Source organism: Geomonas sp. RF6, from assembly GCF_021044625.1.
GTDB lineage: Bacteria > Desulfobacterota > Desulfuromonadia > Geobacterales > Geobacteraceae > RF6.
Window position 1 is genome coordinate 4,354,842 of the sequence record NZ_CP087999.1, and the last position, 23,399, is coordinate 4,378,240.

At 62.5% G+C, this 23,399-nt stretch carries 23 protein-coding genes; 15 read left to right on the top strand and 8 right to left on the bottom strand.

The features are described from left to right. Positions 1–5: 5 nt before the first annotated feature. From LPW11_RS18610 to LPW11_RS18635, 6 genes are all read left to right on the top strand, one after another. Positions 6–5,237, top strand: a complete 5,232-nt coding sequence (locus tag LPW11_RS18610; RefSeq protein ID WP_230995370.1) for a trifunctional serine/threonine-protein kinase/ATP-binding protein/sensor histidine kinase — start codon at positions 6–8, stop codon at positions 5,235–5,237. Between the two features lie 98 nt (positions 5,238–5,335). Then, a complete protein-coding gene (locus LPW11_RS18615; protein ID WP_230995371.1) occupies positions 5,336–7,060 on the top strand; it encodes a hybrid sensor histidine kinase/response regulator in 1,725 nt (574 codons plus the stop codon). Between the two features lie 29 nt (positions 7,061–7,089). Continuing rightward, a complete protein-coding gene (locus LPW11_RS18620) occupies positions 7,090–7,488 on the top strand; it encodes a response regulator (protein WP_230995372.1) in 399 nt (132 codons plus the stop codon). Continuing rightward, entirely contained in the window at positions 7,485–8,093 is a 609-nt protein-coding gene (locus LPW11_RS18625) for a CheB methylesterase domain-containing protein (protein WP_230995373.1), read from the top strand. The genes LPW11_RS18620 and LPW11_RS18625 overlap by 4 nt, the downstream gene beginning before the upstream one ends. A 396-nt stretch (positions 8,094–8,489) precedes the next feature. Then, positions 8,490–9,545 (top strand): serine/threonine protein kinase, encoded by a 1,056-nt coding sequence (locus tag LPW11_RS18630; RefSeq protein ID WP_230995374.1) that lies wholly within the window; start codon positions 8,490–8,492, stop codon positions 9,543–9,545. 100 nt (positions 9,546–9,645) lie between these two features. Continuing rightward, positions 9,646–10,017, top strand: coding sequence for a J-domain-containing protein (locus LPW11_RS18635; protein WP_230995375.1), 372 nt, complete (start codon positions 9,646–9,648; stop codon positions 10,015–10,017). Positions 10,018–10,038: 21 nt separating this feature from the next. Here LPW11_RS18635 and LPW11_RS18640 read toward each other — a convergent pair whose 3' ends face one another. Both LPW11_RS18640 and LPW11_RS18645 read right to left on the bottom strand, forming a co-directional pair. After that, positions 10,039–10,746: a PilZ domain-containing protein gene (locus LPW11_RS18640; RefSeq protein WP_230995376.1), complete on the bottom strand. Its 708-nt coding sequence runs from the start codon at positions 10,744–10,746 to the stop codon at positions 10,039–10,041. 276 nt (positions 10,747–11,022) lie between these two features. Further along, positions 11,023–11,664, bottom strand: a complete 642-nt coding sequence (locus LPW11_RS18645) for an acetate uptake transporter (protein WP_230995377.1) — start codon at positions 11,662–11,664, stop codon at positions 11,023–11,025. Between the two features lie 307 nt (positions 11,665–11,971). On the opposite strand from LPW11_RS18645, the gene mobA reads away from it, so the two are divergent. After that, the gene (mobA, locus tag LPW11_RS18650; protein WP_230995378.1) at positions 11,972–12,604 is read left to right on the top strand and encodes a molybdenum cofactor guanylyltransferase; all 633 of its coding nucleotides are present in this window, start codon (positions 11,972–11,974) and stop codon (positions 12,602–12,604) included. 143 nt (positions 12,605–12,747) lie between these two features. Here mobA and LPW11_RS18655 read toward each other — a convergent pair whose 3' ends face one another. The 3 genes from LPW11_RS18655 to LPW11_RS18665 form a co-directional block, all read right to left on the bottom strand. Continuing rightward, on the bottom strand, positions 12,748–13,188 hold the full coding sequence (locus LPW11_RS18655; protein WP_230995379.1) for a thioredoxin family protein: 441 nt from the start codon (positions 13,186–13,188) through the stop codon (positions 12,748–12,750). A 75-nt stretch (positions 13,189–13,263) separates the two neighbouring features. Then, positions 13,264–14,154, bottom strand: a complete 891-nt coding sequence (rocF, locus tag LPW11_RS18660) for an arginase (RefSeq protein WP_230995380.1) — start codon at positions 14,152–14,154, stop codon at positions 13,264–13,266. A gap of 14 nt (positions 14,155–14,168) precedes the next feature. Continuing rightward, positions 14,169–15,257 (bottom strand): ornithine cyclodeaminase family domain, encoded by a 1,089-nt coding sequence (locus tag LPW11_RS18665; RefSeq protein ID WP_230995381.1) that lies wholly within the window; start codon positions 15,255–15,257, stop codon positions 14,169–14,171. 236 nt (positions 15,258–15,493) lie between these two features. Here LPW11_RS18665 and LPW11_RS18670 point away from each other — a divergent pair, with 236 nt between their 5' ends. The 3 genes from LPW11_RS18670 to LPW11_RS18680 are packed head-to-tail and all read left to right on the top strand — an operon-like array spanning position 15,494 to position 17,880. Then, complete coding sequence (locus LPW11_RS18670; protein ID WP_230995382.1) at positions 15,494–16,132, top strand: hypothetical protein; 639 nt, start codon at positions 15,494–15,496, stop codon at positions 16,130–16,132. Then, positions 16,122–16,847: a hypothetical protein gene (locus tag LPW11_RS18675; RefSeq protein WP_230995383.1), complete on the top strand. Its 726-nt coding sequence runs from the start codon at positions 16,122–16,124 to the stop codon at positions 16,845–16,847. The genes LPW11_RS18670 and LPW11_RS18675 overlap by 11 nt, the downstream gene beginning before the upstream one ends. A 37-nt stretch (positions 16,848–16,884) precedes the next feature. Further along, positions 16,885–17,880, top strand: a complete 996-nt coding sequence (locus LPW11_RS18680) for a polyprenyl synthetase family protein (RefSeq protein WP_230995384.1) — start codon at positions 16,885–16,887, stop codon at positions 17,878–17,880. Here the strand turns inward: LPW11_RS18680 and LPW11_RS18685 are convergent. Next, on the bottom strand, positions 17,834–18,562 hold the full coding sequence (locus LPW11_RS18685; RefSeq protein WP_230995385.1) for a class I SAM-dependent methyltransferase: 729 nt from the start codon (positions 18,560–18,562) through the stop codon (positions 17,834–17,836). The two genes, LPW11_RS18680 and LPW11_RS18685, sit on opposite strands and share 47 nt — an antisense overlap. A gap of 37 nt (positions 18,563–18,599) precedes the next feature. Continuing rightward, positions 18,600–19,649 carry a hypothetical protein gene (locus LPW11_RS18690; RefSeq protein ID WP_230995386.1) on the bottom strand — a complete coding sequence of 350 codons (1,050 nt, stop codon included), beginning with the start codon at positions 19,647–19,649 and terminating at the stop codon, positions 18,600–18,602. A gap of 127 nt (positions 19,650–19,776) precedes the next feature. Between LPW11_RS18690 and LPW11_RS18695 the strand changes: the two genes are divergently transcribed. Next, positions 19,777–20,172, top strand: a complete 396-nt coding sequence (locus tag LPW11_RS18695) for a DUF309 domain-containing protein (protein WP_230995387.1) — start codon at positions 19,777–19,779, stop codon at positions 20,170–20,172. A gap of 48 nt (positions 20,173–20,220) precedes the next feature. Here LPW11_RS18695 and LPW11_RS18700 read toward each other — a convergent pair whose 3' ends face one another. Beyond that, positions 20,221–20,913, bottom strand: coding sequence for a carbonic anhydrase (locus LPW11_RS18700; RefSeq protein WP_230995388.1), 693 nt, complete (start codon positions 20,911–20,913; stop codon positions 20,221–20,223). Between the two features lie 429 nt (positions 20,914–21,342). Between LPW11_RS18700 and LPW11_RS18705 the strand changes: the two genes are divergently transcribed. Genes LPW11_RS18705 through LPW11_RS18720 form a run of 4 tightly spaced genes read left to right on the top strand, consistent with a single transcriptional unit; the run spans position 21,343 to position 23,235 of the window. Next, positions 21,343–21,582 (top strand): hypothetical protein, encoded by a 240-nt coding sequence (locus tag LPW11_RS18705; RefSeq protein WP_230995389.1) that lies wholly within the window; start codon positions 21,343–21,345, stop codon positions 21,580–21,582. Between the two features lie 2 nt (positions 21,583–21,584). Then, positions 21,585–22,127 carry a nitroreductase family protein gene (locus tag LPW11_RS18710; RefSeq protein ID WP_331001579.1) on the top strand — a complete coding sequence of 181 codons (543 nt, stop codon included), beginning with the start codon at positions 21,585–21,587 and terminating at the stop codon, positions 22,125–22,127. Continuing rightward, the gene (locus LPW11_RS18715) at positions 22,118–22,414 is read left to right on the top strand and encodes a Smr/MutS family protein (protein ID WP_230995390.1); all 297 of its coding nucleotides are present in this window, start codon (positions 22,118–22,120) and stop codon (positions 22,412–22,414) included. The genes LPW11_RS18710 and LPW11_RS18715 overlap by 10 nt, the downstream gene beginning before the upstream one ends. Then, complete coding sequence (locus tag LPW11_RS18720; RefSeq protein ID WP_230995391.1) at positions 22,411–23,235, top strand: A/G-specific adenine glycosylase; 825 nt, start codon at positions 22,411–22,413, stop codon at positions 23,233–23,235. Before LPW11_RS18715 ends, LPW11_RS18720 begins: the two co-directional genes overlap by 4 nt. Positions 23,236–23,399 lie beyond the last annotated feature (164 nt).

The following is a 23,399-nucleotide window of genomic DNA, read 5'->3' on the forward strand; positions in this document are numbered from 1 at the left end:
CGACAATGACTCCAGCGCAAAGAGCATATGCATACGAATACCCTGCCTGGGAAGGGGCCCCACCGGCCCCCCGCGAAGAGGTCCTCTTCCGGCGTGAGCTGACCCGCGTCTATCGTCTGTGGCTGCCGCAGGGTGGGAGCGTCGTCTGTAAGGAGATCCTCGGACCTAACTCCCTGAAGCGCTTCCAGCACGAAAGGGGGATCATGGAGCGCCTCGCGGGGATCGCGGGGGTGCCGCGGCTTGCCGCCGGGGAATATCCCGCGGGGACGATCGCCATGGAGGACAGCAGCGCCCGTCCTCTGGAGGATCTGCTGCAGCAGGGGGTAAAGCTCCATGAGTGCCTGACGATCTGCACGCGCCTCGCCGACACTGTGGCCGCGCTGCACCGGGCGGGGGTGGCGCACAAGAACATCGCCCCGGGAAACATTCTCCTGAGCGGCTCAGGGCTCGCCCCTCTCCTCATAGACTACAGCCTCGCCACGACCTTCGCAGAGGAGCGCCCTCCCTTTGTGCACCACAACGAGATCGCGGGGGACCTTCACTACCTCGCACCTGAGCAGACCGGCCGCACCGGGCGCTCCGTCGACGAGCGCGCCGACTTGTACGCCCTCGGCGCCGTCCTGTACCGGCTCGCCGCCGGACGCCCCCCTTTCCAGCACTCAGACCCTCTGCAACTGATCCACGACATCCTGGGGAGGAATCCGCTCCCCCCCGGTGAGGTCAACGAGGCGCTCCCCCCCCTTTTTTCCGCCATCGTCATGCGACTCCTGGAGAAGGAGCCGGATGCCCGGTACCAGAGCGCGGCGGGGGTGGCCCACGACCTGAAACGGCTGCTGCGCGATCCCGCCTCATCCTTTCCGCTCGGGGAGCGCGACTTCCCGCTGCGACTCACCCCCCCTTCGCGCCTCATCGGTCGCGACCGGGAGATAGCCGCTCTCGCCGAAGTCCTGGACGGTGCGCTGGAGGGGCGCGGGGCGGCTGCCTTCATTGCCGGCGGGGCGGGAGTGGGGAAGACCGCGCTGGTAAACGAGCTCCGCGCGGTCGTCACTGCGCGCCGCGGCTGGTTCGTCTCCGGAAAGTTCGACCAGTATCGCCGCGACCCCGCTTCCACCGCCACGGTCCAGGCGCTGCGCGCCGTGGGGCGCCTTATCCTCGCGGAGCCGGAGGAGCGCCTCTCCTCCTGCCGGGAGCGCCTCCTGGCGGCTCTCGGTCAGAGTGCGGGGCTCGTCGCCGGGTCCCTCCCGGAGTTTGCGGCGGTCCTTTCAGTCCCCCCCGAGCTCATGCCGGACGATCCGGTGGAGGCGCAGGCCCGGCTCTTCAGGGGGGCGCTGACCGTGCTGCGCACGGTCGTTTCCCCGGAGCAGCCGCTCGTCATGTTCCTCGACGATCTGCAGTGGGCCGGGCAGAGCTCCTTTGCGTTTCTCGACGATCTCCTCTCCGACCAGGAGCTGGACGGCTTTCTTCTCGTCGGGGCCTACCGGGAGCCGGAAGTCGACGCCACCCACCCGCTGACCCCCCTGCTGCGCCGCTGGGAAGCTCTCCCCTCGGTAGCACTCGTGCTGCGGCTCCAGAACCTTCCGGCGGAGGGGGTGGAACGTCTCTTAGGGGAGATGCTGCGCCTGAAGCACCGGGAGAGCGCGGCGCTCGCGCGCGCCGTAGCCCCCCGCACCGGCGGCAACCCCTACGACACGCTGGAATTTGTAAACGCCCTCAGAAACGACGGCATACTGCGCCTCGGCGGGGAGGGGTGGAACTGGGACGAGAGCGCGGTGCGGCACTACCTCGGCAGCGGCGACGTCCTGGAGGTTCTCTCGCAGCGGCTCGCCTCCCTTCCGGAGGAAGCGGCAATGGTCCTGAAAACGGTCGCCGCTCTCGGGGGGAGTGTGGACGAGGGGGTCCTCTCCGTCGCCTCCGGCTCGTGCGGGCTCCCGGGACTCGCCGCCGCGCTGGAGGACGGGGTCCTCATCCTGGAGCAGGGAGGAGGCACCGACGGCGGCAATGCCCTCCGTTTCCGCCACGACCGCTGGCAGCAGTGCGTCTACGACGGCATGGGGGAAAAAGAGCGGATTGGGCTGCACCTCGAGCTCGCCCGCCGTCTGGCGCCATTGCCGCATCTCGCCCTTCTGGCCGCCGAGCAGTACCTGCGCTGCCTCGACCTTCTGAACGGATTGGAGGAGCTGCGCTCTGCTGCACTCCTTTTCTGGAAAGGGGCGCAGGACGCCAAGGTGACCGCCGACTACGCTGCGATGGAGCGATTCCTCCGGGGGGCGATCCGCTGCTGCGAGAAGGAAGAAGAACTCCGCAGCGAGCCGCTCCTCGCCCTGTTGGAGACGGCGTGGCATAACGCCCTTTACAGCCTCGGGCGACTGGAGGAAGGGGACCGGGTATACCGCTCCATCGAGGGGTGCAGCACTGCGCTCGAATTGGTGGAGGCTGCCTGCATCCAGATAAGCAGCCTCACCAATCGGGGGCGGCAGACAGAAGGCGTGCTCCTCGGGCTCGCTCTCCTGCAGCGGCTCGGTTTCCCTGCTCCCGGTGCCGACGAGGCGGAGATCGCCGGGGGGCTTGAGCGGCTCTACCTCTGGGCGCAGGGGGAGGATGCGGACGAGCGGCCGGAGGTGCGCGATCCCCTCGTTCTTGCCGCCGCACGTCTTCTGCACCACATGGTGGCGCCGGCCTTCTTCAGCGATCCGATGCTCTGCTTCCGGGTACAGCTCCAGAGCCAGCGTCTCTGGATGGAGCACGGCCCCTCTGCCTCGCTCCTCATCGGCTTTGCCGCGGCTCCCCTCGTCACCATGGCCCTCAGGAACGATTTCGTCACCGGCTGGCGCATCGCCCAGCGTGCCCTGGCGATCGGGGAGGCCCGCGGGTACGAGCTGGAAACCGCCTGGGTGCGACACTGCTTCGCGCTGATCGCGGCGCACTGGGGGCAGCTTCTGGAGCTCAGCGTGCGGGAGGCGCTCTTGGCGCGCGAAGGGCTCCTGCGCAAGGGGGACCTGCAGTTCGCCTGCTTTACCTTCCATCCTGCCCTGGCGGCGATCCTCGACAGCGCATCGACCCTCGCCTCCTTCAGGGAAGAACTGGACCGCGCCCTCGACTTTGCCACGCGCACGGGGAACACCTTTTCCCACCCGGTCTTCCGCGTCAGCCTGCAGCTGTGGCGGGCGCTCGTCGGGGAGACCTCGTCACTCGGGAGCCTGGAGGATCCCTCCTTCGACGAAGCCTCCTTCGAGGCGGAGATGGCCGGCTTCCCGCTGGGGAAGGCGAAATACCACATCCACCGCTCGCTGTGCGCCCTCATCTTTGGCGATGACGAGGGGCTCTCGAGACACGCGGCACAGGCGTACCCGCTTCTTCCCTATATCGAGGGGTTTTACAAGAGCGCGCTCGGTCACCTTTTGCAGGCACTCGCCCTCGCACGGAGGGTGCGGGGCGCGGCAGGGGACGAGCGCGAAGTGCTCATCGAGGCTCTCGCCGCTGAAAAGGGGTGGCTGAGAGCGCGGGCCGCGGAGATCCCGGAGAACTTCCTCCATCTGGTTCACTTCGTGGAAGCGGAGGAGCACTGGGCGCTGGGGGAACGCGCGAGGGCTGCCTTTTCCTTCGACGAGGCGCTCCTCGCGGCGGAACAGCGGCAGCGCCCGTGGCACCGGGCGCTGATAGCGGAGCGCGGCGCCCTCTTTTTCCTGGAGTCGGGGATGCAGCGGGCGGGGCGCAAGCTCATGGTGGAGGCGCGATACCTCTACGAGGCATGGGGAGCCTCCGGGAAGGTGCAGCAGCTCGACCTGCTTTTCCCCTTCCTTTCCGGTGCCGTGAAGCAGCGTCGCTCCGAGGACGGCCAGATCGGCGCATCGGTCTCCACCGACTCCCTCGACCTTCTGGCGGTGCTGGCCGCCTCCCAGGCACTGAGCTCGGAACGGAGTCTGAAGGGGCTGCACACGAGGCTCGAGGAGGTGCTGAAGGGGGCGACCGGCGCGACCGCCGTGCGCCTTGTCCTGTGGTCCGAGGAGGAAAAGGGGTGGTTTGTTGTCCGTTCCGGGGACGCGGCGCCGATTGCGGTGAAGGATGCCGGATCCCTTATCCCCCTGGCACCGCTGCGCTACGTGCAGCGCACACGGGAGCCACTCCTTGTCGACGACGCGGTGCACGATGAGCGCTTCTGCCGCGACCCGTACCTCCAGGGGATGGATCGCTGCTCGCTGATGCTGGTGCCGATCTTCAGCCACGGAGCCCCGTGCGCCCTCCTTGTCCTGGAAAACACCTTGAGCCGCGGGGTCTTTTCCACCGGGAGGCTCGATGCGGTGCGCCTGATGGCGGGGCAGCTCGCGGTCTCCCTGGAGAACGCCCTTTTGTACGAAAGGCTGGAGGAGCGGGTGCGGGAGCGGACGAGTGAGCTTTCCGAGGCGCAGAGCGAGCTTCTCGCGGCAGCGCGCCAGGCGGGGATGGCGGAGATAGCCACGAACGTGCTGCACAACGTGGGGAACGTGTTGAACAGCGTAAATGTTTCAGCTGCGGTCCTGCAGCGCGCCCTCAGCGAGCCGAAGGGGGTGGGGCTGCAGCGCGCGGTGGAGCTCATAAAGTCCCGCTCGGACGATCTTGGCGCCTTCTTTACCGAGGATCCGAGGGGACGTCTCCTCCCCGGCTACCTGGAGAAGCTTTCCATGGCGATGGCCGAAGAGCAGGAGGCGCTCCAGGGGGAGCTTGCGCGGCTTACCAGGAGCGTCGATCACATAAAGGAGATCGTCTCCACGCAGCAGTCGTACGCCGGCTCGTCGCGACTGATCGAGCCGGTGCAGGTGGCTGAGCTCCTGGAGGATGCCTTGCGCATGAACGCGGGATCCCTGACGCGCCACCAGGTGACGGTGGTGAAGGAGTTTGCCGAGGTCCCGGTCGTCCCCCTCGACAAGGGGCGCGTCTTGCAGATACTGGTGAACCTCATCAGCAACGCAAAGAACGCCATGGACGCAGTCCCGGACGGTTCGCACCGCCTGATTCTCCGTCTCGACACGAAGGGGAGCCGGCTGCGCATCCAGGTCTGCGACGAAGGGGAGGGGATCGCCCCGGAGAACCTGGACCGCGTATTCAACCACGGGTTCACCACCAGAAAGAAAGGGCACGGCTTCGGGCTGCACAGCTGCGCCCTCGCCGCAAAGGAGATGGGGGGGACGTTGACGGCCTCCAGCGCAGGTCGCGGACAGGGGGCGATCTTCACCCTGGAGCTCCCGCTAGACCACTCCTGACAGGAAAAGCGCGACCGGCGAGGTCGCAACGAAGTTCACCGCGGGGCACCGTCCCGGCGCCAGTTTCACCAACACCCCCGGAGAGGGGGAGGAGCCACATGAACACGGAAGAGAACCGCCGCATATTGCTGATCGATGACACCCCAGCCATCCACGAGGACTTCCGCAAGATCCTCCTCCCCCCGGAGGCTGTCTCGGATCTTGAGGAGATGGAGGCTGCCCTCTTCGGGGTGGAGCTCCAGAGTTCTCCGGTCCGTTTCACCCTCGATTCCGCCTACCAGGGGGCTGAGGGGGTGGCGAAGGTGCGGGAGGCGCTGGAAGCAGGTAGCCCCTACGCCCTCGCCTTCGTCGACATGAGGATGCCGCCGGGGTGGGACGGGATGGAGACGGTGGAGCGCCTCTGGCAGATCGACCCGAAGGTCCAGGTGGTGATCTGTACGGCCTACTCCGACTACTCCTGGCAGCAGCTCACGAAGCGCCTCGACGTCGGGGACCGTTTGCTGATCCTCAAAAAGCCGTTCGACGCCATCGAGGTGTGCCAGCTCGCCAGCACCCTGACCGCAAAGTGGCACCTCTCGCTGCAGGCCGAAATGAAGATGGCGGGGCTCGAGGAGGTTGTGGGAGCGCGCACGGCACAGCTCGCCGCTGCGAATCAGGCGCTGAAGGAGGACATCGTCCGTCGCGAGGCGGCGGAGCGGGAGGCTCGCGACTCGTACCAGCGTCTTGCCGATATCCTGGAATTCCTTCCTGACCCGACCTTTGTGGTCGACGAGGAAAGGAGGGTGATCGCCTGGAACCGGGCGCTGGAGAAGCTCACCGGGGTCGGGAAGGAAAAGGTCCTCGGGGACGGTGACTACGCCTACGCCGTCCCCTTCTACGGGATGCGCAGGAGAATCCTCATCGACCTTCTGGAGGAGGAAGGGGAGGAGGATGTCTGCTACGACAGGCTGCGCAGGGACGGCCAGACGCTGTCGGCGGAAGTGAAGCTCCTGGTGCGGGGAGAGGAGCGTTTCCTCTGGAGTGCGGCCGCTCCTCTCTACGACATGCAGGGGAACCGGGTCGGCGGCATCCAGACGCTGCGCGATATAACGGATCTGCGCAATTCGGAAATGGAGCGCACGAAGCTCGAGGCGCGGCTTCGCCATTCCAGCCTCGTCCGCTCCCTCATGGTTCAGCTAAGCCACGACCTGAGGACGCCGATCACGCCTCTCTTCGCCCTCCTTCCGATGGTGAAGGAGAAGGTGCACGACCAGTCGGTGCAGAGGATGCTGGAGGTCTGCGAGAGAAGCGCGAACCAGATCCTCGGGCTCACCACGAAGGTCGTCGAACTGGTGCGCCTCTCCAGCGGTTCCGTGCCGGTGGAACTGGCCCCTGTGCGGCTGGCGGCAGTGGTGCAGGATGCCGTGGTCAGAAGCGCTCCTCTCCTGCAGGAGCGCGGGGTCTCCTGCTGCATAGAGCTCGATCCGGCCCTCACCGTGCTGGGAGCCACCGACCAGCTCGCGCTCCTCTTCGAGAACCTCTTCTCCAATGCCGCCCGTTACGCGGCGCAGCAGGGGAAGGTCCGGGTCTGGGGGATCATGGCGACGGAGACCGTCACCATCGGTGTGGAGGACGACGGGGTCGGTCTCGACGCGGAGCACTGCGAACTGATCTTTGACGAATTCTTCAAGGCGGACACCGCCCGCCACGACGTGAACACGCAGGGACTGGGGCTGGCACTTTGCAAGCGGATCGTTCAAAACCACAAGGGGAGCATCTGGGCGGAGAGCCCGGGGGCTGGGCAGGGAACCACGATTTTTTTCACATTAAAGCTCGCAGCTTGAAAATCCGGAGCATACACAGAGAGGAACTTATGAGCAAGAAAGTAATGATCGTCGACGACAACGAAGGTGTGCGTGTAACGGTGGAGATCATCTGTCAGTCGGCAGGGATCGACCTTACCGTAGCCGAGGACGGGACGCACTGCCTCGCCCGCCTGGAGGAGGGGTTCAAGGGGGTTATCCTCATGGACATCATGATGCCTGGGCTGGACGGCTGGGACACCATCAGGGAAATCGTCGCCCGCGGCTTCTACGACGGGAACATCATCGTCATGCTGACCGGGAAGGGGGAGCCGGACGAGAAGATGGACGGGCTGCAGGAGTACGTGACCGACTACATGACGAAGCCGTTCGGGCAGTCCACCCTCATCGCGGCCCTGAACTATTACACCAGCCTGCTGAAAGAGGCAGATGCAGAGGTTGCGGCATGAGCAAGAGAAATGTGGTGGTAATCGGGGTATCGACAGGCGGTCCCCCGACGCTGGAAGAGCTTTTTAGCGAGCTCCCCCCTGTAAAGGGCGCCATCATCGTGGTGCAGCATGTGGCCGCCATCATGGATTCACGCATTGCGAAGGCTCTGGACAAGGTCTCTGCCATGCCGGTCTCGCTGGCAGAGGATGGTGCCTTTCTCTGGGACGGCCAGGTGTATGTCGCCCCCGGCGGGTACCACCTTGCCCTCGACAAGAACCAGCAGGTGAGACTGATCGACGGGCCGCGGGTGAATTACGTGCAGCCCGCTGTGGACGTCACCATGATGTCGCTGGACAAGCAGTTCTTCGGGGGGAAGATTATCGGCATCATACTCACCGGGATGGGTAAGGATGGCGCCGAGGGAATCCGGCACATAAAGGGGATCGGCGGCGTCACCATCGCCCAGGACAAGGAAACCTCCATCATCTTCGGCATGCCGAAGGCTGCCGCCGATACCGGTGCAGTGGACTACGTACTCTCGCCGAAGGAGATTGCCGCGAAGCTGGTGAGGATCCTCGGGCCGCTCGAGGAAGGAAAGCCGGTGCAGAGCCGGGCGGCGGGGTAAGTACCGATCCGAGGGGGAGCAGCCGGCGCCGGCGCTCCCCCTTGACGTTCCAACCACCTGTTGCCCCGACAATTTTGCCCCCCTTTTTTTCTCCTCCTCCCTGCAGAACTTCTCCAGGAAAGACATTCCAACCTCCTGTTTCCTCAGCACATTATCCGCCCGTATATTCAGTGCGCAAAGGGTGAGCAAACTTGACTAGCAATCCCGGTGCTCTAACCTTTTTACGTTTCCCCTCCTCTTTTTCCTGGTTCCGCTCTCAACTGTTCGCAGCTCCAGGTCCTCGTGAAATCGATGGTATACGTAGCGACAGTTGAAGAGCCAGGTGAAGTGTAGCTCTCTCTTTTGTGGGTGAGGCGTCGTGGGTATCCAGCGAGTGCAAAGCGATGAGGTGACGCCATGATCGACAGAGAAATCGGGCCGTACAGGGTGAAAGACCAGATCCCCTTCCGCGGCCCCGGGAGGCTCTTTGAAGGAGTTCATGCGGTCCTCGGGCGCAAGGTTGCGATCAGGGAGATCCCTTCAGATGTATTTACCGATGACCTTTCCAGGGAGCGGTTTCTGAGGGCAGCGAAGATCGTACAGAGGCACGCGACTGAATATCTCGCCGCGGTCCACCTCTGCAGGGAGGTCTCCGGCACGATACTCCTGGTGACGGAGCATTTCCCTTCCTCCCTGGGGGATCACCTGATAAGGGAGGGGGGTGTGCGCAGCGGAGATGTAGTGGCAGTTGGCCGGGCCCTCCTGCAGGGGGTGAAATTCCTGCATGAGAACGGGATCGTGCACGGCAACATCTGCGAGGAGACGGTGGCCTTTGCCAGCGACGGCTCTCCAAAGCTCACCAGCTGGGGGGTGAGACGGAGCTGCGCGGGGAAAAGTGGGGAAGGAGCGGATGGCGATGTCGCCGGCGATCTCCAGGCCGTGGGTGAGCTCCTGCAGCGGCTGGAAAAGGCGGGGTCTTCTGCGAGTGGGGGCGCTCCGAGTTCCAGCTGCGCCGCGCAGGGGGGGGGGCGCACAGGGATCCAGGCGGTCATCGCCAAAGCGCTCGCGCCGGATCGTGCAGATCGATACCCGACCGCGGAGGAGTTTCTGGCGGACCTTGAGCGACTGCCGCAGGGAAGGGGGGAGCTCTGTGGGGGGGGGAGGCGGGATGAGACAGAGATATTCCCCCTGCTCCGTTTTCCCGGGCGGCGAGTGTCGTGGGGCCTCCTCTTCGGGCTCATGCTGGTGCCATTGGTTTTCGCCACCATGACGCGCAAGACCGATCTTCCGAAGGTGCCGCATAAGGGAGTAGTCGAGCGGGGGAGCGAGAGCGACGCCTCTCCCGGGGGTGCCCTTCCGGGTCTTCTGCCGATCCGGAAGACCGCGGTGAAGAAAGGAGACGATCTGGCGCAGCAGAAGAAGGAGCCCGACCGGAAGAGGACGAAGGGGGAAAAAAAAGAGGAGCGCGAATGAGTTCCTGCCAAAGTGCCGCCGGCAGCTGTTGCAGCGCTGCCGGCGCCCTTCACCTCCCCCCCCTTGACTTCCCGAAGAACAATCTGCAAGACTGGTATCTATGGACATTTTTGCTGCCATAGCTGAACGCAGGATCCAGGAAGCGATCGACCGCGGCGAGTTCAAAAACCTGCGGGGCAAAGGGCAACCTCTGGAGATGGAGGATCTGAGCGGCGTACCGGAAGATTTGCGGATGGCGTACAAGATCCTGAAGAACGCCGGCTGCGTCCCTCCGGAGGTGGAGCTCACAAACGAGGTCTCTTCGCTCAGGCGCCTCGTACTCGACCTCGATGAGGGGGAAAAACGGACGAAGAAGGTGCGGGAGCTCAACTTCAAGCTGATGAAGCTGGAGATGATGCGCAAGCGCCCCCTCTCCCTCGACCTCCTCCCTGAGTACGAGGAGAAACTCCTCAAGAAGCTGGAGAAGGAGTAGCCCTTTCCCGAGGGGTGCTCCCTAGCAGAGGGCCTCTTTCAGCTCCCTGACGATCTCCAGTTGTCGCTGGTATATGAAGACCGACAGGACCTGCTCGCTTCTGCTGGTATGGTCGAAACTGAAACTGCACCGGAAAGGGGGGGCATCTCCCTCGATCGCGACGACCTTGCACGGGATGCACAGACAGTCGGTATCGAGCGCCGGCAGTGACAGCTCCATCTCCAACGTCCCCCCTTCTGAAAGGCCGTCTCTTACCACCGTGTTGATGCAACTCCCCCCGAGAGAGACATCGTGCACCGCCCCCACAATCGTTTCGTGCTCTGTTTTGAGCCGCACGGTAACCGGTTTCTTCAGCCGGACCCTTACCGTCTTTCTTTTCAACACGTCCAGCTCTGCCTCTCTGAAGTCGCCGAGCTTCACGGAGGATCGCCTCATGTCGATGCTGCAGAGTCGGCCGAGCAGCGTCCAGTCGAGAAGGGGCGACTGCAGGTATGCCTCGTCGCACTGTGAGATGCTCGCCAGCTGGAGCTCGGAAGTGTTCAACTCCACATATTTTCCATTCACTTCCCGTATCGTCGCCGGGTGCGATATGGGGATCTCCTTGTAGACGTTGGTGAGGGTGATAGGCGCCGGTTCCGGGAAGGCGTGCAACTCCTGCAGGCGCTGGATGAATTTCTGCTGCTCCGCATCGGAAGAGCAGGGTCTTTCTCCGTCCGCTTCAGTGCTCATGCTCATCCCTCCCTTCGGGTAGGTGTGGTGCTATGGCTGGAGCGAATGACCTCCGATTACAATGGCAAAGTATAAACCACCCTTATCCGCAGATTTCGCAGATTACGCACATTTTTACAGGAGCTGCACTTATCTCGTACGTCATGCTTCAGATTTAAATCTGCGAGATCTGCGTAATCTGCGGACAAAAAATGATTATCCCCCACGACAAAAAAAGGGGAACTTCGCGGCTTGGCCGGCTGAAGCTCCCCTTTTTCTGGATTATGTGGCCTTTTGTTAGTGGGCGGACTTTCCTACTGGGCCGAGGGGGAGGAGAGTCTTGCCGTAAACCTCGTTGATGACCTGGGCAAGGCCGCAGTACACCGCGGAGAGACCGCAGATGATCCCTTCGTAGCCGGCCACGAGCTTGATGCCGGGGTTTTCCAGCGCGTCACCGATGGCAAGGAGGAAGAAGAGGGCGGTCAGGAGCCCGAAGATCACCTGAAGCGCACGGTTCAGCCTGAAGGTGCAAAGCCAGAGGACTGCAGTGAAGGAGCCCCAGAGAGCAAGATAGGCAACGAGCGCCGCGGTGCTCGGAGCCTGCCCGATGCCGAGCTTCGGCATGACCAGGATGCCGACCAGGGAAAGCCAGAAGAGGCCGTAAGAGGTGAAGGCGGTGGTGCCGAAGGTGTTGTTCTTCTTCCACTCCATGATACCGGCGATGACCTGTGCCATGCCGCCGTAGAAAATCCCCATGCCGAGAATCATCGTGTCGATCGGGAAGAAGCCGGCATTGTGCAAGTTAAGACAGATGGTCGTCATGCCGAAGCCAAGGAGTCCGAGGGGGGCAGGGTTTGCCGTGGTGTCCCGAATTTCACGAACACCGTTTTCTCTTTCGCTGATTTCCTCTTCAATGGCGATGACCTTCGCTTTTTCCATGCAGTTCTCCTTTTTTAATTGTTGTATCAGTGAGGGTGGTGATATAGGATCACGAACTGTTAGACGCCTGGCTGAAGTCCTGTTTACCCAGCATGTTACGCTGTTTGGAAAGCGCAAATATGGTGGCGATAATTAAATGTATTTCTTAGTAGTTGTCAACCAGGTATACATTACCGGAACAAAAAAACGTTTTTTTCCCGCAAAGTCCCGCCGCATAAGCGTTTTTCGCGCTGAAATCATGCGGCCATAGTACAGAGCTTTGCAATTATAAGCAACAGGATTAAGCCGTATACAAGGAGCAGGGAGCATGGTTATTCCAGGAGGGGGGGGAGAACTCTCCGGCATTACAGGGGTCATCCTGGCAGGGGGGGCTTCCAGCAGGATGAAGAGGAACAAGGCCCTACTCCCCATTGAAGGGGAGACCTTCATAGGTCGGACCTACCGGAAGCTGAAGGTACTATTCCCCGAGCTCCTCCTGGTAACGAACACGCCTGAGCTCTACGACTTTATTCCGTGCCCGAAGGTGCCCGACTTCTACCCCGGCGCAGGGGCGCTCGCTGGAATTCATGCAGGGCTCATGCACGCCGCCACGCAGCACGTTTTCGTCGTGGCCTGCGACATGCCATTTCTGAACGAAAGCTTGATCCGTTACCTGTGCGGGAGGGGTGAGGAAGGGGACATCATCATCCCTGAGAACCATGGCGGAGTAGAGCCGCTGCACGCCGTGTATAGCAGGCGCTGTTGCGACCCGATGCAGGAAAGTCTTTCGGAGGGGAGATACCGGATCATCGATTGCTTCAACACCCTTTCGGTGGTGAAGGTTTCCTGCGAGGAGGTGGAAAGGATCGATCCGCACCTCCTTTCCTTTCGAAACGTGAACACGCCGGAGGAGTACGAGATGATACTGCAGGGGGTACAGGGGAAGGGGAAGAGGGGATAGTTGCGGTACCCTCACGCGGCGAGGGTTTTTGCGGCGTGCCGCGAGTCCGTTGAGCTGCACCTCTGGTGCAATAAACGCACGGCGGCTGCCTGCGCTCGGTGCCCAAGCAGCCATCCCTTTGAAGTTGAAGCCTGCAGTACCCTTTACCCAGCGTGGCGCTGGAACCAGCTTAGAATGGCCTGCAGCGGCTGCGCTCCCGTCAGTTGATCCGCCACCTTCCCCTGCTTAATCAGGAATATGGCCGGGATGCCCCGGACTCCGTACCGCCCCGCCAGATTCGGGTTTTCATCGGTGTTCACCTGCACCACCGCACCCTTTCCCGCTATTGATTCTGCAACCTGTCGCACCACCGGTGCGAACGAGACACAGTGCGGTCACCACGGCGCCCAGAACTCGGCAAGGACCGGTCCCCTGTAGCTGCTCACGAAGTCGTCGAAGGCCGCCTCGGAGAGCACCCGTGGGTGCGCGTACAGAGGGGGGAGCTCCGCCTTGCAATTGCCGCAGTGCCCGGGTACCCCTTCCTTCTCCTCCGGGATGCGGTTCTCCGTCCCGCAGGAAGTGCATGTGATCAGAAAGCTTCCCATCGGTTGCCTCCTTTTACTCCAGATAGTTCCTCTCCCGTTCCGTGCCGCGCCCCGCTCCTCACGGTGCCTCTATCCCTAGTAGATCCTTTTGCCAAAAAGCGAGGCCGCGAGTTCCACGGCCAGTAGCGCCGTCCGGTTCTTCTCGTCCAGTATCGGGTTTATTTCCACGATGTCCAGCGCGCAGTGGCGGCCGGCATCGGCGATGATCTCCATGAGAAGTTGCGCCTCCCGATAGGTGAATCCGCCGGGGGAGGGGGTGCCTACCCCTGGGGCTGACAGGGGGTCGATGCAGTCCATGTCGAGGCTTACGTGAAGCCGGTCCCGGTGCTCCAGTCGCTCCAGTGCCTCCCTCATGACGTTACCGGCGCCGCGCTCGTCTATGTCCCTCATGGTGTAGACGGCGACGCCACTCTTGCGCAGCTGCGTCCGTTCCTCGGCGTCCAGGTCCCTGATCCCGATCACCACCACGTCCTCGGGGGAAACCTTCGCCCCGGGGCGCCCCACCTCGACGAGCTGTGGGTACCCGTGCCCCAGGAGCACCGCGAGGGTCATACCGTGGATGTTGCCGGAAGGGGAGCTCTGCGGCGTGTTGAAGTCGCCGTGCGCATCAATCCAGATGAGTCCCGCGGGGGATATGTGGGTTGTCCCCCCTATGGAGCCGATGCCGATGGTGTGGTCTCCTCCGATGAAAATCGGGACCCGCCCCCCTTCCACAGCAGCGCGACCGGCGTGATAGGCGGCCTCACACGTCTGCTTGATCGCCGGGAGGTAATGCTGCCCGCGCTCTTCGTTCACCGTCTCCCTGATCGGGACCGCGAGGTTACCGCTGTCGTGGATGTGGTACCCGAGGGAGGCGAGACGATGGGCGAGTCCGGCATAGCGCACAGCGCCTGGGCCGAGGTCGACGCCGCGGTGGGTCTGTCCGAGGTCGATCGGTACCCCTATGATTTCTATGGTGCCTGTCATGATCGCTCTCGCTGCTACTTCAGGTTGTGCCAGATGTTGACCATGAAATCCTGCACGTTCGTCAGGATGGCCATCGCCTGCGCGGAGCCGCGGTTGGCGAGCTTGTCGACGCAGAACTCCGTCATGTCCACCACATAGAAAAAGACAGGGCGCACCGTGCCGTCCTCCATGACGTGGTAGCTCGGCACCATGTTGCCGAAGGCGATGCTGTGCAGCTGTGTCGCCAGGGCGAGGACCGTGGTGGCGCGGCGCGCGTACTGCCGCATGGCGTCCTGCGCCTGGTAGACGTCGGAAATGACCTCCGGGAGCGGCCCGTCGTCCCGTATGGAGCCGGCGAGGAGGTAGGGAACCCGGCACCGCTCGCAGGCGGCGATGATGCCGTCTTGCAGGTTCAGTTCCCGGATCGCCTTCGAGATGGAGCCTGCCTGCCGCACCTCGTTCAGTATGTCCAGGTGGTTGTAGTGTCCCCTGGGGCGCAGCGTCTGGGTGTAGATGTCCTGCCCGAGTCCGGTGCGGAAATGTGCCGCCTCGAGGTCGTGGGTGGCGAGCGCGTTCCCCGCAAGGAGCGCGTGGCAATAGCCTGCCTCCACCATGAATTGCATGGCATCCCTGCTATCCTTGTCGAAGGCGACGGCGGGGCCGAGTACCCACACTATGTGGCCGTGCTCCCGGTCGTGGCGCAGGACACGGTACATTTCGTCATAGGAGCGTGAAAAGGGGGTCTCCCTGGTGCCGCGGCTGCGGAAGGTGAACTTGTCGCAAAGTTCAGGATCGTCGCACACAAACCCGGTGCTGTGCACGTAGATCCCTTCTTCGCCGTTTTCCGTTCTCCCGATGACGACGGGATCTCCCTTCCTTACCCGGCGCGCCTCCACCACTTCGAGGGCGCTTTCCTTGAGAACCATCACGGCGTCCATGCGGCTTTCGCGGGCGAGAAGCCAGTGACCGCCGCCGAGGTGCACGTACTCCGGGTGGTTGGAGGTGCCGTGGAAGTCTCTCGGGACGACGCCGTCGGCGGGAGCGGGCTCTGTGCGCACCGTGCGCGCCTGCAAGAGTTCCGGTGTGTCGAAATCGGGAGGAATATAGACAGGGATGATGGACATTGCCGCCTCGCCTCGTCGGGGACTGGAACCTGTCTTGATTTTATTATCGCCCGCGTAAATGGCAATAATGAGAAGGTGCGATAACCTCATCGACGCCGCGATAGTCGTGAATTAAGAAAGAGGCTGAATCTTTTTGTCCGGGAGGGGAGGGGGAAATGATAAAGGGGATTGCTCTCCCACTTCTGTTCCTTGTAGCTTCTCCGTCTTTTCTCGCAGCCGCATCGCCTGGAGAAAACGTGGGCTCGGGACCGACAGCGGTGGAAATAATCTCTCATCTGAACAGCTCGTGGCAGAAGGTTCGCGGATACCAGACGGAGACGGAGGTGGCTGAGTACCGAAACGGCAAGCTTCAGATCACGAAGAGCTTCCTGTACAGCTTTCGCAAGCCGCGCGACTTCCGCATCGATATGCATCACCCTCACCGCGGCACCTCCCTCATCTGCTGCGACGCCGAAGGAAAGATCCTCGTGCGCCCCGGGGGAATTGGCGCCGTCTTCAAAAAGAGGCTCTCACCGGACAACCGGCTTCTGGCTGACCCTTCGGGGCAACGCATCGACCAGACGGATCTCGGCCTCCTCATACGCAACATCGGCCACAGCCTCACCGACCAGCGCCGTGGAGATATGAAGGTGACGGACGAGGGGGGGCGACTGGTCGTGGAGAGCGTGGCGAGCGATCACTTCCTCCCCGGGGTGTTGACGCGGTACCGATTTGTCATCGAGAAGGGGACGTGGCTGCCGGCACAGGTCGTGGAGCTGACCCCTGAAGGGGTGTTGAAGAGGGTGGTGACATTCGGCACGGTAAATCTTCTTTCGGACTTCCCTCCCGGCTTCTTCATATCGGACCGGGAGGATAGGGGGGGCGGTGGCAGATAGTGGTGCTGTTGAGAGGCTTGGCGAGTGGTACGTGCCGAAACGGGGACCAAAGCGCCTGCGCACCTTCCTCGGGCTTTTGTTTCTCCCTTACACCGGCATGGTCCTTTCCTTTTCCGTCATCGGCTCCCTGCTGGCGGCGGAGGTCAGCTACGACAGGGTTTTTGCCATCGTCTTCATCTTCTTTTTCGGGCTCGGGGTCGCCGCCCACGCGCTGGACGCCCTCGGCAGCCGCGGGGTGAAGCCGTGGGGGGAGGTATTCAGCCGGCGGGAGCTGTGGGGACTTGCCATCATCGCCCTTGCGCTTGCCTACGCTCCGGCGATCTACTACATGGTCGTCGCGGTTCCCTTCCTTTCCATCCTCGCACTCCTCGAAGGGTTCTTTGCCTTTGCCTACAACCTGGAGTTGTTCGAGGGACGTTTCCACACTGACCGCTGGTTTGCCTTCTCCTGGGGGGCGCTCCCTGTCCTTTCCGGTTACGTGATGCAGACCAACCGTCTCTCGTTGACGGCGCTCGTCGTGGCACTCTCCATGGCGTTCATCAGCCTCGTGGAGATAAAGGTGTCGCGCCCCTACAAGGAGCTGCGGCGGATCTCCCCCCCGCACGGGAGCGCTGAGTCGATCCTCATGGCGCGCTACGAGACGGTCCTTAAATGCATAAGCCTGGGTGTAATTTTCCTCGGCCTCGGTATGCTCCTCTGGAGGCTCGGTGTCTAAACCAGATGAGCGAAGGTTCAAAAGGACGGGAGGTTCAATGCGCGAAGGGTTCCTGCAGTACGCAGAGGGGGTGAAGCCTCGCCTGGATGCAGCTTTTGATCTGACGCTGGACCGGCTCCTGGATGCTTCCGCCCCCTTCGGCTTCACCGGCGAGATGGCGCCCCTGAAGAGCGGGAAGAAAATGCGGGGGCTTCTCCTTTGCCTGGTGGCGGAGACCCTTGGCGGGGAACTCCCCGCCGCCTTGCCGCGAGCCGTCGCCGTCGAGCTGATACATACCGCTTCACTCATACATGACGACTTCGTCGATCAGCACCGTTTCCGCCGGGACCATGCCGCTCTCTGGAGCCTCGACGGTGCCCGGCGTGCGGTGCTCCTCGGGGATGTGATCTTCGCCTCCGCGATCAGGATGATGAGCGAACTTGGGCGCGAGGATGGCCGCATCGTGTCGGAGGCGATCGCGGAGGTCGCGCTCGGGGCTTACCAGGAGCCGCTCGGAGTCGATGCGCTTCTCGGGGAGTTAAAAAAGGGGAGGGTGACGAAGGGGGTCTACCGAAAGCTCATCCACCTGAAGACCGCCATCCTTTTCGGCGCCGCCTGCGAGCTCGGGGCGGTCGCGGCGAAGGGGGGCGAGGAGGCGGCTCGCCGCTGGCGCCAGTATGGCGTGAAGATCGGCGCAGCGTACCAGATCGCCGACGACCTGCAGGAGGTGGAGCTCGCACTTCAGAGGGGATCTGTTCGCGCAGACGATCTCACCGCTCTCTCTCCCGCGCTCCTCTTCTTTGGGGGAGCGCTGCTGCCGCACATCGTGCTGGGGCTCTCCGGCGGCGAGCTGGAAGTCTCCGGCGAGGTGCGGGAGCTTTTCGAGGATGTGGCGAGTGGCATGAAGAAGGAGCGGGAACGGTCGCTGCAGGATGCGGTCGCCGAGATCGCAGCCGATCTCAGGGACGATCACCTGGGGAAAGTGGCGCTGCGAACACCGTGGGAGCTTATAGATCTTTTTGATGCTGCGTCGCGGGGGGCTTGCGTGCCGTGACGAGGGCTGCGCTTCCGAAGGTGAGGGAACGGGTCTTTATCTCGCAGAAATCGTGAGACTCCAGCGCCTCCAGGGTCTTTGGAAGCCAGCGGGTGTCGCGCAGGAAACCGGGGAGTTCCTCAAAGACCGTGCGCCACTCCGGGAAGTAGCGCCCGCCGAAGCTGCGCATGAGGGTAAAGCAGCCATGCCAGAAGGGGAGGACGGCACGGTTGGCGGGGTAGGTAAAATCGTGCAGCACCATCACCCCCCCGGGACGCAGCATCCGGCGGGCGTTTTTTGCGAGCTCCCCGAGGTCTGCATACTTTGCGAGGTACGAGGAGGTAATGCAATCCTGCTCCCCGGGGACGATTACCTCTTCCGCTCTCCCGAGAAGAAACTTCACGTTCTTGATCCCTTCCCGCTGTGCCTTTTCCCTGGCGAGCGACAGATACTCTTCCCGAAGTTCCACCCCCGTGACGGTGCACTGCGGAAACCTGCGCGCGATGGCGAAGGTCAGAATGCCGGTGCCGCATGCCTGGTCGATGATGCGCGTCGGTGAAGGAGGGATCTGCTCGAGGATCACCTTCTTCCAGTACCGGTCGAAGCCGGCGGTGCAGATGTTGACGACCTGGTCATAGGAGAAGCCGGTGCCGGAAAAGAAGCGGGTGACAGTCTCGAGCCTTGTGAGATCTGTTTCTTCCATCGTATCTCCTTCACGGAAGCGAGCGCGGCTCGGCGGATCAGCCGGGATTGGCGCGGGTGACGTAGTTTGCCGCCAGGATCTTCAGAATGCCCCACACTTCTTTTATGCCGACCTGCAGGTTCATGCGGCGGGAGTTTTTCAGGAGGATGCGGGCTTCCCGGATTCCCACCGTCTCACCCCTTTTCAGCGCATCCACCACGTCGCGCTCCTCCTTCATCCACTGGAACTCCGAGAGGATCGCTTCCTGGTATCCTGCCGGTTTCTCCCAGTTATCGAGGAGCAGCTCAACGCTGCGCATCCCGGGGGCGATGCCGTCGCCAACCAGCGGCGCCACGCACCCTATCGCCTCGCCAATTCCCCAGATGGAGGGAGTGCCCGGAACGACGAAGGGGAGGGACTGGTGCGGTCCTGTCAGACGAATTGTCCCCAGGCAGCCGCAAAGGGTCTGCATCTTGTACCGCTCCGTCTCGCTCTGGAACCACCCCATCCTCTTCAGTACGGCGCGGGGGTCCTCCAGGAGGGTGCCGCACCCCATGTGGTAGCGCCGGTCGGAAAGGGGGAAGCACCAGGCATATCCTACGCCGACGATGCGGACCCGGTTTTCCAGCGGGGCGTCGGTCTCCACCAGGTACTGGCAGCAGTTGAGGATGACATCGTCTTCGATCGGCGGCAGGAGCGCCCTGTGAGCACCGGTTGCGTCTATTATCCTGTCGTAGCCGGTCGTCGGGGGGGGAGCGCAACAATAGGTCGCGCCGCCGAGGAGGTCGTGGATCAGTGCGGGCTTGTCGAAAGTGAGGAGCTCTGCGTTCACCTTCAGCCCGTCGATGACTACGGTCTCCAGTTTTTTGAGGATGTACTTCGCAGGGTCGAGGCCGGCTTTCTGTACGAGCCTCGTGAAATCGGAGGTTGTCCCCCAGGCGCACGGTGTAAGGCCGCACTGGGTGTTTTGCTCCCGGTCGAAGAGGTGAACGCGGCACCCTGCGTTTGTCAGCAGCCTGTACAGGTAGGCACCAGTCATGCCGGCGCCTGCAACGGCAACGTTCAGCCTGCTCCTTCCTGGCGGCACGATTTTCCCCTCCATCGTCATCAGATCTCCGGCGGGAAAAATTATAGCAGACGAAGTGAGGATCGAAAGGAAGGAGGCCGGAAGTATCTTCTTCTTTCCGGCACGGCATCGTATACTCTGTCAGTGGATCGGTAAAAGGAGAGAAACCATGGAGTGCGGAAGCGGCAGCGCGCCGTTGGAGCTCGTGAAGGCGATCGACGAGTTCAACAAAAGGGAGTGGTTCGAGTGCCACGAAACGCTGGAGGAGCTCTGGGTGCGCGAGCAGGGGGAACTGCGTGATTTTTACCAGGGGCTTTTGCAGATCGCCGTGGCGCTGCATCACTGGAGAAGCGGAAACTATGGCGGTGTCCTGTCGCTCCTGAAGGGTGGGGCTCAGTATCTGCAGAAGGTGCGGCAGGTTTGCTACGGGGTGGATGTCGTCCGGGTGGTGGACGATGCGCTGAGGCTGCGGCAGGCGTTGTCGGAGCTGGGGGCGGATCGGATGTGGCAGGTCGACCGCTCGCTCCTCCCTGTTATCACCTTAACCTCTCCTTCAGAGGATTGACAGAAAAAGGGCCGGCATTTGCCGGCCCTTTGGTCTTTCGTGGTGATACTACTTCAGCAGGGTCACCTGGCCGTCGTCCAGGTCATACTTTGCGGTCACGATCTTGACCTTCCCTTCCTTCACCTGCTCTGCGAGCACCTTGGAGCGCTTGGTCAGGGCAGCTGCGACAGCTTTGGCGTTGAGCTCTACAGCGCACTCAACAACTTCTTCTGCGCTCTTCCCTTTGCTGATCTGCTTCGCCTTCTTCGCGTTCGGGAGAATTTCCTTCACGATGGCGCCGATGTTCCCTTCCGGCTTCCCTTTCGCGTCCACAGTCGCCTTCACCGCGCCGCAACGCTCGTGGCCAAGGACCATGATCAGCGGGGAGCCGAGGTGCTCGGTCGCGTATTCGATGCTGCCGATGACGATCGGGTCGGGCACGTTGCCTGCGACGCGGACCACGAAAATTTCGCCTACGGACTTGTCAAAGATCAGCTCGGGCGGGACGCGGGAATCGGAGCAGGAGAGGATGACTGCGTACGGGTGCTGGCTCTTGGCCAGTTTCTGGCGAGCCTGCGTGTCGGTGGCGGCACAGGTGCCGAGCTTGTTCGCTACGTAGCTCTTGTTGCCGTCCAGAAGCTTCTGCAGCGCCTCGTCTGCGCTGATGCCGGCGCCCCCTGCCGAGGCAAGTGCCAGTCCTGCGGTTGCGGCCACTACTGCGGCCAGGGAAACAATCTTGCACACGATCCCTTTTTTGGTCATATCTTTCCCTCCTGTGATGTAATCGGGGAAGCCCCGAGATGCATGGTGGTCCGACTTCAGGTGTACGCGGATGAGCTCTCGCCGCAGATCTGGTTAGGTACCACTTGTGTTAGTCGAGGTCAATGATTTTCTGGACGCAGAGATTCACCTCTTCCGGAACGAGCCATCCCAGGCCCGGCTCCAGGCGGGGCAAGAAGAGGGGTGCCATTGCCGGGGTCAGGCTTTGCATTTGGGTATCTGGAAGAGTCAAATCACCAAATGCAAAGCCTGACCCCAGAAGGTGCCGGGGCGCTCACACGGCCGTTCTTCCTGCATCTTTTCCCTTTTCTGCGCCCTCTTTCTATGCGATTATCGCTGCCGGAAAGTGGTAAAAGGAGCGGTGCGCCTGAATCGGCCGTAACCGCTTCGGACGAAGAAAGGAGATATGCGATGGAGGAAAAGTCGGTACAGAAGAAGTCGCAGCTGGCAGGGGGCGACTCGGCCGCGGGTTGGCAATGGTGCGGCCAGTGTGAACGCGCCTCCAAAGGGGGAGCGGGGTACTCCTGCGGCTACGACGATTGCGAGGGGTATATCGGCAATATCTGGACCTGGGAATACGTGCGCAAGCAGCACCCGCACTTGCCGGAAGTGCCCGAGTACGATGTGATCTATTCCATAAAGGGGGCGTAGAGATGGAGAGTATGATAGAGCTGCTGCGCAAGCGTCGCAGCATCCGCTCCTACACGCCGGAGCCGGTTGACCAGGAGTCCGTGGCGCTCCTGGTGGAGTCGTTGCTGCGCTCCCCGTCCTCGCGCGACCTCAAGCCGTGGGAGTTCATCGTGGTGGACGACCGGCAGCTTCTGAACGGGCTCGCCCAGTCGAAGGCGCACAGCGCGTCATTTCTCAAAAATGCCGCATTGGCGGTCGTGGTGATAGCCGACCCGCAGAAGTGCGACGTGTGGATCGAGGACTCGTCCCTTGCCGCTATTTTGCTGCAGATGACCGCGACCTCCCTTGGGCTCGGGAGTTGCTGGGTGCAGATCCGGTTGCGCTCGCACGCCTCCGGGAAGAGTTCCGAGGAGTACGTCCGCGAGCTTCTGGGGATCCCGCAGCACATGCACGTCCTTTCTGTCATCGGAATAGGGCACCCGAACGAGATGAAGAAGGGGATTCCTGCTGATCAGCTGGAGTACGGCAAGGTGCGCCACAACGGTTATCACGAGCCGTGGCGCTGAACCCTCCCGAGCACGACGATGCCGTCGTCCTCCCCATCGACGGCGTTCTCGACCTGCACCTCTTCAACCCGCGTGAGATAAAGGACCTCATCCCCGACTATCTCGCCGAGTGCGTCGCCCGCGGCATCTTTTCGGTGAGGATCATTCACGGCAAGGGAAGCGGGACGCTGCGCGAGAGTACCCACGCACTTTTGCGCAGGCTCCCGCAAGTTTCCTCCTTCCGCCTCGCCGGGGACGACGGGGGGGGGTGGGGTGCTACTCTGGTGGAGTTGCGGAGGGCGTCGTGACAGGGATTCTTACCGCTGAGCAGGTGGAACGCTTCAGGGAAGAGGTGTACAGCCACTACCGCCAGTTCGGGCGGAAGCTCCCGTGGCGCGAGACGCACGACCCGTACGCGGTGCTCGTTTCCGAACTGATGCTGCAGCAGACCCAGGTGCAGCGGGTAGTGCCGAAATACGCCGATTTTCTGGCGAGCTTCCCCTCCTTCCGCGATCTGGCGCTCGCTCCCCTCTCGGAGGTCCTCTCCCGGTGGCAGGGGCTCGGGTACAACCGGCGCGCCCTTTTTCTGCAGCGCTGTGCCGGGGAGGTGATGGAGCGCTTTGACGGGGAGCTTCCGGCGGATGTGGAGCTTCTCGAAACCCTTCCGGGGATCGGTCAATACACCGCCCGCGCCGTCGCCGCCTTTGCCTTTGGGGAGCCGACCGTTTTCATCGAGACAAACATACGCGCCCTCTTTCTGCACCGATTCTTTCCCGACAGTGAGGCGGTTCCCGACCGCGCCATCCTCCCGCTCGTCGCACAGACCGTGGACCGCATCGATCCCCGGCACTGGTACTACGCCCTCATGGATGCAGGTGCGCTGCTGAAGAGGGAGGTGGCAAATCCCGGGCGCAGGAGCGCCCACCACACCAGACAGTCCCCCTTTTGCGGCTCCAATCGCGAGCAGCGAAGCTGGATCCTGAAGGCGCTCCTCGCCGATCCCGGCAGCACTGCCGAGAAGCTTCTCCTCGCCCTTCCTCTCGAGCCCGATTCCCTCCTCAAAAACCTGCACCAGCTGCAGCGGGAAGGGTTCCTGAGAGAGGAGCGGGGCGGCTTTCACATCGCCTGACGCACCCGCTCGTTCCTTCCTTTTTATCCACCCGCCGTATCTTTTTTTTATACACCTCAACGGATCGCCCGAAGGTACCGGAATAACGGACGAAACGTCTCCCGAGAGAGCACGCCGGCGGCGAGCTACCGCCATTTTCGTATATTTCCGCTATACAATACAAC